Origin of the sequence: Mesorhizobium sp. M4B.F.Ca.ET.089.01.1.1, from assembly GCF_004022605.1 — a bacterium.
Taxonomy (GTDB): domain Bacteria; phylum Pseudomonadota; class Alphaproteobacteria; order Rhizobiales; family Rhizobiaceae; genus Mesorhizobium; species Mesorhizobium abyssinicae.
Genome location: NZ_RZOS01000364.1, coordinates 1 through 5,945 on the forward strand (window position 1 = coordinate 1; position 5,945 = coordinate 5,945).

At 63.8% G+C, this 5,945-nt stretch carries 5 protein-coding genes; all 5 read right to left on the bottom strand.

Features of this window, described 5'->3' with window-relative positions:
- Positions 1–51: 51 nt before the first annotated feature.
- On the bottom strand, positions 52–1,524 hold the full coding sequence (gene dnaA, locus EN780_RS25750; protein ID WP_245493350.1) for a chromosomal replication initiator protein DnaA: 1,473 nt from the start codon (positions 1,522–1,524) through the stop codon (positions 52–54).
- Between the two features lie 922 nt (positions 1,525–2,446).
- Complete coding sequence (gene rpsT, locus EN780_RS25755; RefSeq protein ID WP_127285914.1) at positions 2,447–2,713, bottom strand: 30S ribosomal protein S20; 267 nt, start codon at positions 2,711–2,713, stop codon at positions 2,447–2,449.
- A gap of 158 nt (positions 2,714–2,871) precedes the next feature.
- A complete protein-coding gene (locus tag EN780_RS25760) occupies positions 2,872–3,645 on the bottom strand; it encodes an enoyl-CoA hydratase (RefSeq protein ID WP_128275695.1) in 774 nt (257 codons plus the stop codon).
- Positions 3,646–3,685: 40 nt separating this feature from the next.
- Positions 3,686–4,576: a bifunctional DNA-formamidopyrimidine glycosylase/DNA-(apurinic or apyrimidinic site) lyase gene (mutM, locus tag EN780_RS25765; protein WP_128275696.1), complete on the bottom strand. Its 891-nt coding sequence runs from the start codon at positions 4,574–4,576 to the stop codon at positions 3,686–3,688.
- Complete coding sequence (locus EN780_RS25770) at positions 4,560–5,810, bottom strand: phosphopentomutase (protein WP_128275697.1); 1,251 nt, start codon at positions 5,808–5,810, stop codon at positions 4,560–4,562. Before EN780_RS25770 ends, mutM begins: the two co-directional genes overlap by 17 nt.
- Positions 5,811–5,945: the final 135 nt, after the last annotated feature.

A 5,945-nucleotide genomic window follows, 5' to 3' on the forward strand; every position in this document is an offset into this window, starting at 1 on the left:
CTTTCTGGGGATAAAGCCGGCGAAGTCCCCGATCCGGCTTTTCCCGGGCGCTCAAGCCTGGTCGTTGATCAGCCTTCGCAAGAGTTCCAGTTCCTGCGCCAGCGTGTTGTCCGCGCCCGAAAGGTCCTCGATCTTGCGCACCGCGTGCAGCACCGTCGTATGATCGCGGCCGCCGAACCGCCGTCCGATCTCCGGCAGCGAACGCGGCGTCATCACCTTCGACAGGTACATGGCGACCTGCCGCGGTTTGACGATGGTGCGCGTGCGCCGGTTGGACAGAAGCTCGGTCTTCGACACATTGTAGTGACGCGCCACGATGCGCTGGATGTCCTCGATGCGCACCCGCTTCGGCTCGCCCGAGCGATAGATGTGGCCGAGGATCTCATCGATGCGGTCGATGCTGATCTGCGGCTCGAAGGACTGCCTGAACAGGAGCTGGTTGAAGGCGCCCTCCAGCTCGCGCCCGCTGCCCGTCACCGTGCGCGCGACATGGTTGAGGATCTCCTCCGAAATATCGAGCGAGGTGTCGTCGACCTTGGCCGTCGCAAGACGCAGCTTCAGCATGCCGAGCCGCATGGCGAAGTCCGGCGCCGACATTTCCAGCGCCACGCCGCCATTGAGGCGCGAGCGGACGCGCGGCTCCAGCGATTCCAGCTCCGACGGCGGCCGGTCGGCGGCGACCACCACCTGCTTGGCGCTGTCGAGCAGCATGTTGATGAGATGGCAGAATTCATGCTGGATCGACTTGCCCTGCAGGAACTGCATATCGTCGATGATCAGCAGGTCGATGTCGCGTAGCTGCTCCTTGAGCGTCAGCGCGTTGTTGTCGCGGATCGCGGTAGCGAAGCGCCACATGAAATACTCGGCCGTCAGATAGACGACGCGCGATTTCGGGTTGTGCATCAGCGATTCCGCCGCGATCGCCTGCAGAAGATGCGTCTTGCCGAGACCGACCGTGGCATGAAGGAACAGCGGGTTGAAGCGCACCGCACTCGACTGCGATTCCGCCACCGCCTTTGCCGCGGCGAAAGCCACCCGGTTCGACGGGCCTTCGATGAAGGAATTGAACGTGTAGCGCGGATCGAGCGGCGACCCCAGCACATTGTGCCGGAACTCCGTTTCGGCGGGCGCGCCCTGGCGCGGCGCCGGTGCCCGCTCCACCCTGCCTGATCCGGCGGTGCCTGCCGCGAGCGCCGTTTGCGTCTGCCTGGTCATCTTGCGTGCCGGCGCCACTTCCGGCTCGACGCCATTGCGCGTCTGGCGCGTGGCGGTGCGCACCACGATCTCGATCTTCAGGACCTCGGGATCCTCGTGCTTCCACAGTTCGGCGATCAGATCGAGATAGTGGCCGTTGATCCACGACCGCAGGAAGGCCGTGGGCACCGAGATGCGGACAATGCCCCGGGACGCCTCGGCGACCTTCATCCGGCCGAACCAGCTAGAATAGACCTCGGCTCCCAAGCGCGCCTTCAGCTGGGTCTTGACCCGCTCGAACTTCTGTTCCGCGTCGCTGGATGCCACCATGTCGCCCCCTCCGACAAAAGTTGCTTGAAATGGGAGTTCGCTCGTTAGCTCCCTTTCGATGCCGCTCTGCATGACCGCGTTCCTTGCCTGTTTGTACCTGTTTTCCGCCGGGGATGCGCCTCCTGCATCCATGTTTCCGGCGACCGTATCTTCGCTGCGACACTGCCACCGCCGCTGGTGGTGAATGCCGCCTCGTTCTACACAAGGGACCGGTCCCGGCCCTTGCAAGCCGGGTCGTTTTTCTGAACAAGGCAAAGCTCTACCGCCCGGCGAAAACGCCGGCGCGCCATCGACCTGCCATGTAAAAATTACGCCAGTCCCCTACCCGCATCGAAAAGACAAATCAAACCCGTTCGCGGAATTGCTCCACGTCATGAATTCTGCCATTTTGTGGTGGCCAATTCAGGCTGGGTTTGGGGGCCAAGAGCCCGTCCCTTCGATGGATGGACATTACCGAAATCGCTGTGGATAGGGCAAGGCCACGACTAACGGATTTTTAACGAATCTGGTTAGCGGAGGCGGGTCTGCAACAGGTGCCGCAACGGCATATTTTGACAAAGCCATTGTGATTCAAACCCTTTTCCGGCGAATATGAAAAAGGCCACCCGGCAGGAAATTTTCTGAAATAATTCGCTTGACAGCTACTTGTCCCCCGCAGCTCGAACTCGATGTGAACAAGCTGTGGATCACCGTCTGCAAGTGACTGAAATGTATGGATAATTTCTGACAGCTGAATCTGGGTGCACACCCGCTTTCGACATAACGGAATATCAGTGCGCATGTATATGCCGGCAAAACAATCTGGATTTTGAAATCCAGCCCGGATGCGATCTCCGGGCGTTCTTTTTAAGTACTTGCCGGCAAACGAAAAAACCCGGCGTCATCCGCCGGGTTCGAAGAACGCTAGTCTAGGGTAGGCGTATCAGGCGGTCAGTACCTTGACCCGGTGCGCCAGCCGCGAAACCTTGCGCGATGCCGTGTTCTTGTGGATCACGCCCTTGGTCGCGGCGCGCATCAATTCCGGCTCGGCGGCCTTGAAGGCGGCGAGTGCTGCGGCCTTGTCACCCGAGGCCAGCGCCTCTTCGACCTGGCGCACATAGGTGCGGACGCGCGAGCGGCGGTTCTTGTTGATCGCGGCGCGGCGGGCGATCTTGCGCGTTGCCTTTTTGGCCGAGGAGGTATTGGCCATGATGCCTCTCTTCTGATCTGGTGGGCGCCAGCAGTATCGCAGGGCGCAAAAAACAAACGGGCAGCCACAGGCCGCCTCGGTTGGTGCGGCTTATAGTTCAGCTTTTCCGGCGCGTCAACGCCGCTTTGCCTTCTTTTTGAGGCTGGCGCCCGGCCATCTTATCGATTGGTGAAATTGGGCTTCCGCTTCTCGGCGAAGGCCGCCATGCCTTCCTTCTGGTCGTCCAGCGCAAACAGCGAATGGAACAGCCGCCGCTCGAACCGCAAACCCTCCGCAAGCGTCGTCTCATAGGCCCGGTTGACGGCCTCTTTCGTCATCATCACAGAGGGCAGCGAGAATTCCGCTATCTTTGCCGCGGCCTTCAGCGCCTCCTCGACGAGATCGCCGGCGGGCATGACTCGCGAGACCAGCCCGCAGCGCTCTGCCTCCGCCGCATCCATCATCCGCCCCGTCAGGCACATATCCATGGCCTTCGACTTGCCGACGAACCGGGTCAGCCGCTGCGATCCGCCCATGCCGGGCATCACGCCGAGCGTGATCTCGGGCTGGCCGAACCTGGCGGTGTCCGCGGCGATGATGAAATCGCACATCATTGCCAGTTCGCAGCCGCCGCCAAGGGCGTAACCCGCGACCGCCGCGATGATCGGCTTTCGCACGCGCGTAAGCTCCTCCCAGCCGACGAAGAAGTCCTGCGTGTAGGCATCGACGAAGGCGATCGACTGCATCTGCTTGATGTCGGCGCCCGCGGCGAAGGCCTTCTCGGAACCGGTGATGACGATCGCGCCGATGCCGGGGTCGGCGCCGAACCCGTTCACCGCCTCGACCGCTTCTCTCATGACCTCGGTGTTCAGCGCATTGAGCGCCTTCGGCCGGTTCAGCGTGATCAGCCCGACTTTGCCGCGCGTCTCCACGATGATGGTTTCATAGGTCATGGCATCGCCTCCTCGTTCCGATTGAGGAGATCGGTCTAGCTCACCGCTGACAGGTCCGGCAATAGAAGGTCGAGCGGCCGCTCTGCACGATGCGCTCGATGTGGCCGCCGCAGCCAGGCTTCGGGCATGGCTCGCCTTCGCGGTCGTAGACGGCGAAGGAATGCTGGAAATAGCCGAGCGACCCGTCGGTCTGCACATAGTCGCGCAGCGACGATCCGCCGGCGGCGATCGCATCGGCGATGACCGACCGGATCGCCTCGGCCAGCCGTTCGGCCTGCTCCCTGGCCTGCTTGCCGGCCTTGGCGATGGTGCCTGCTTCGCGCAGCGGCGACAGGCCGGCGCGCCACAGCGCTTCGGACACATAGATATTGCCGAGCCCGGCGATCAGCCGCTGGTCGAGAAGCGCTGCCTTCAACGGCGATCTGCGGCCCTTGAGCAGCGAGGCGAGCAGGGCGCCGTCCAGCGCATTGCCTGTCGGCTCGACGCCCAGGCCGGTCAGCATCGGATGGGTATCGGGCACGCCTTCGGCAAACAGCATGAAGCCGAAACGGCGCGGATCATTGAAGATCACGCGCGAGCGGGCGCCCGCGGCCGTCTCGACATCGAAAACGACATGGTCGTGCGTGGAGCTCTTCGACCGCTCGTGATGAAAGGTGCCTGGCGTCTCGTTGCCATCGGCGGCTTCGATGCGGAACGAGCCCGACATGCCGAGATGGCAGATCAGCACCGGGCCGCCATCCAACTGTATGGTCAGGTATTTGGCGCGACGGCCGAGCGCGGTGATGGTCTTGCCGGTCAGCCGTTCGGAGAAACGCGCGGGAAATGGAAACCTGAGATCGGGCCGGCGCGCCTCGACCCTGACCAGGCGAGCGCCTTCCAGGACCGGCTGCAGCCCGCGCCGGACGGTTTCGACCTCAGGCAGTTCGGGCATGACCGCCGATTGCTCCAAGAAAGGAGGTGCCGTGACGGCCGGGCGCCAGCCCGAGATGCTCGGCGACGGTCTCGCCGATATCGGCGAAGGTTGGCCTGAGGCCGATGTCGCCGCCTGCCAGCCCCGGTCCGGTGCCGATCACCGGGATGCGTTCGCGCGTATGGTCGGTGCCGCGCCAGGTCGGATCGTTGCCATGGTCGGCGGTGAGGATGAGCAGGTCGCCTTGCCGCAGTTTCGCCAGCGCTTCGGGCAGGCGCCGATCGAACGCCTCCAGCGCCGCGGCATAGCCGGCGACATCGCGCCGGTGGCCGAACTCGGTGTCGAAATCGACGAAATTGGCAAACACCAGGTCGCCGTCGCCGGCATCGTCCATCGCGCCGAGCGCCTTGTCGAACATCGCCATGTTGCCAGCTGCCTTGCGCACCTCCGAGATGCCGCGATGCGCGAAGATGTCACCGATCTTGCCGACCGCGATGACCTTGCTGCCGCGCTCCGTCAGCCGGTCGAGCAGCGTCGGTTCGGGTGGCGGCACGGCATAGTCGCGGCGGTTATATGTCCGCTCGAAGGTGGCGACGGTTTCCCCGACAAAAGGCCGCGCGATTACCCGGCCGATGTTCAGCGGATCGGCCAGCCTGCGCACCGTCTTGCAGAATTCGTAGAGCCGTTCGAGGCCGAAATGCGTTTCGTGGGCGGCGATCTGCAGCACGGAGTCGACCGAGGTGTAGCAGATCGGCTTGCCGGTCCGGATATGCTCCTCGCCGAACCGCTCGATGATCTCGATTCCTCCCGCGTGGCAATCGCCCAGAATGCCGGGCACCTTTCCCTCGCTGATCATCGCCTCGGTCAGTTCGGCCGGAAAGGCGGGCACCGTCTGCGGGAAATAGCCCCAGTCGAAACGCACCGGCAGGCCGGCTATCTCCCAGTGGCCGGACGGTGTGTCCTTGCCGCTCGACACTTCTTGCGCCGCGCCATGGAAAGCCGCCGCGATCGGCGCCGTGCCGCCATTGCCGAAGCGGAACCCCGTCGCGGTTTCCGCCGCGCCCGCCAGCCCAAGCGAGACCATGTTGGGCACGGCGAGCGGTCCCTTGCGCAGGCCCTCGCGATCCGCGCGCCCCTCAACGCAGGCGAGCGCGATGTGACCGAACGTGTCGGCGCCGGCATCGCCATAGCGTTCGGCATCGGCGGCGCCGCCGATGCCGAACGAGTCGAGGACAAAGAGGAAAGCGCGCGCCATCAAAGGGGTCATTGTTGCCTGTCTGCGGGTCCAGACATAGGGTTCCGCATCGCCATTGGCAATTCGGAAACCAAACGGCAACCGCTCGGCGCGATAGTCGGGCGAGACGGGATGCCGGTACGGGCGGGGCAGGGA